The organism is Kitasatospora sp. NPDC007106 (genome assembly GCF_040634455.1).
Taxonomy (GTDB): Bacteria; Actinomycetota; Actinomycetes; order Streptomycetales; family Streptomycetaceae; genus Kitasatospora; species Kitasatospora arboriphila.
On sequence record NZ_JBEYFP010001042.1, the window covers coordinates 1 to 1,890 of the forward strand.

The following is a 1,890-nucleotide window of genomic DNA, read 5'->3' on the forward strand; positions in this document are numbered from 1 at the left end:
GCGCGCCGCCCGCGGAGGCCCGGGCGCGCGCCACGCCGACCCGGGTGGACCACCGCGACCCAGGACGTCTACATTCTCGTAGACGTGCGGGCGGTGGCCCGCCCGCAGGGTCGAGATCCGGGAAGGGTCCCACGTGAGCGTGATCACCGTCGGTCAAGCCGTCGTCCTCGGCGTGGTGGAGGGAGTGACGGAGTTCCTGCCGATCTCCTCCACCGGCCACCTGAAGATCACCGAGGGCCTGATGGGCATCCCGGTCGACGACACGTCGGTGGTCGGCTTCACCGCCGTCATCCAGGTCGGCGCGATCGCGGCCGTGCTGCTCTACTTCCTCAAGGACATCACCCGGATCGTCGGCGCCTGGGGCCGCGGCCTGGTGAACAAGGAGGAGCGGTACCACCACGACTACAAGTTCGCGTGGTGGGTGATCTACGCGACCATCCCGATCGTGGTCGTCGGCCTCGCCGCCAAGCCGCTGATCGAGGGCCCGCTCGCCTCCCTGTGGGTGGTCGCCGGCTCGCTGATCGTCGGCAGCGGCGTCATGTGGGCGGCCGACCAGATGAGCCGGCTCAAGCGCGGCGAGGACGACACCGGCCTCAAGGACGCCATGATCGTCGGCTCCGCCCAGATCCTCGCCCTGCTCTTCCCGGGCTTCTCCCGCTCCGGCGCCACCATGTCGGCCGGTCTGATGCTCGACCTGGAGCGGGTCGCCGCCACCCGGCTCTCCTTCTTCCTCGGCATCCCGGCCCTCACCGGCGCCGGCCTGTACGAGCTCAAGGACGCCCTCGGCGCCGGCGTGGACCCGCTGCCGCTGATCGTCGGCACGGCGGTCTCCTTCATCGTCGCGTACGCCTCGATCGCCTGGCTGCTGAAGTACGTCGCCAAGCACTCCTTCAACGCCTTCGTGGCCTACCGGATCGTCGTCGGCGTGCTGCTGCTCGGCCTGCTCGGCACCGGCGTCCTGAACGCCTGATCCGCACCGCCGCAACGGGCGGCCGCCCACCACCCGGGCGGCCGCCCGCGCCGTGTCCGCACCGGCTGCGCGCCGCACCGATCCGGCCCGCAGCACCTCCGTCCGTCCGCCCGGTCGACGCCGTCGACCGCACGCACCCCCGACCGCACCGCGCCCCCGGCCGCGCACACCGCCGCGTAGCCTGGAGACCGGGCCGCCGCCACGGCCCCGGGCGCGGTCCGACGGGGAGAGGGGAACACCGGGAATGTCCGACGCCGCAGCGACGAGGCGCCCGCACGGGCAGCTGGAGTCCGACGTCCTCGCCGTCCTCTGGGAGGCCGACCGGCCGCTCAGCCCGGGCGAGGTCAACGACGCACTCGGCAGCGCCCTCGCCCGCACCACCGTCACCACGATCCTGACCCGGCTCCACGAGAAGGACCTCGTCCACCGCGAGCGGGCCGGCCGCGGCTACGTGTACGCCGCCGCCCAGGACGCCTCCGGCATGGTCGCCTCCCGGATGCACACCGAGCTCAGCAAGGGCGCCGACCGCGACAGCGTGCTGCGGCACTTCGTCTCCGCGCTCGGCCCGGGCGACGAGGCCCTGCTGCGCAGCCTGCTCGCCGACGCCGGCGGCACCCCGGAGCGGGCGTGAACACGCCCGCCCTGGCCGCACTCCTGCTGCCCTGGCTCTCCGCTCCCGCCGTCCGGGCGCTCGCCGCCCGGCTCACCCCGCGCTGGGCGGCCCTCGCGGTCGCCTGCTGCGCCGCGCTGCTCGCCGCCGGTACGGCGGTCGGCCTGTCCGTACTGCTCCTCGCCGGGCTGCTGCACCTGCCGTGGCTGGCCGCCGCCGGACGCCTGCCGCTCGCCTGGCTGGCCGCGACCTCCCCGGCCGCCGTCCCGGTGGCCGCGGCCGCGGGCCTGCTGCTCGCCGCCGTCGTGAC

At 74.7% G+C, this 1,890-nt stretch carries 2 protein-coding genes and 1 pseudogene; all 3 read left to right on the top strand.

Annotation, left to right across the window (positions count from 1 at the left end):
• The first annotated feature begins 133 nt into the window (after nt 1-133).
• Nucleotides 134-970 (top strand): undecaprenyl-diphosphate phosphatase, encoded by an 837-nt coding sequence (locus ABZ641_RS35510; protein WP_359988543.1) that lies wholly within the window; start codon nt 134-136, stop codon nt 968-970.
• Between the two features lie 244 nt (nt 971-1,214).
• Nucleotides 1,215-1,601 (top strand): BlaI/MecI/CopY family transcriptional regulator, encoded by a 387-nt coding sequence (locus ABZ641_RS35515; RefSeq protein ID WP_344628152.1) that lies wholly within the window; start codon nt 1,215-1,217, stop codon nt 1,599-1,601.
• A pseudogene (locus ABZ641_RS35520) lies at nt 1,598-1,890 on the top strand (M56 family peptidase); the annotation flags it as partial. The gene ABZ641_RS35515 and the pseudogene ABZ641_RS35520, both read left to right, overlap by 4 nt.

Coding starts and splice junctions, on each gene's coding strand:
- ABZ641_RS35515 (WP_344628152.1), top strand. CDS start 1,215: ATGTCCGACGCCGCAGCGACGAGGCGCCCGCACGGGCAGCTGGAGTCC.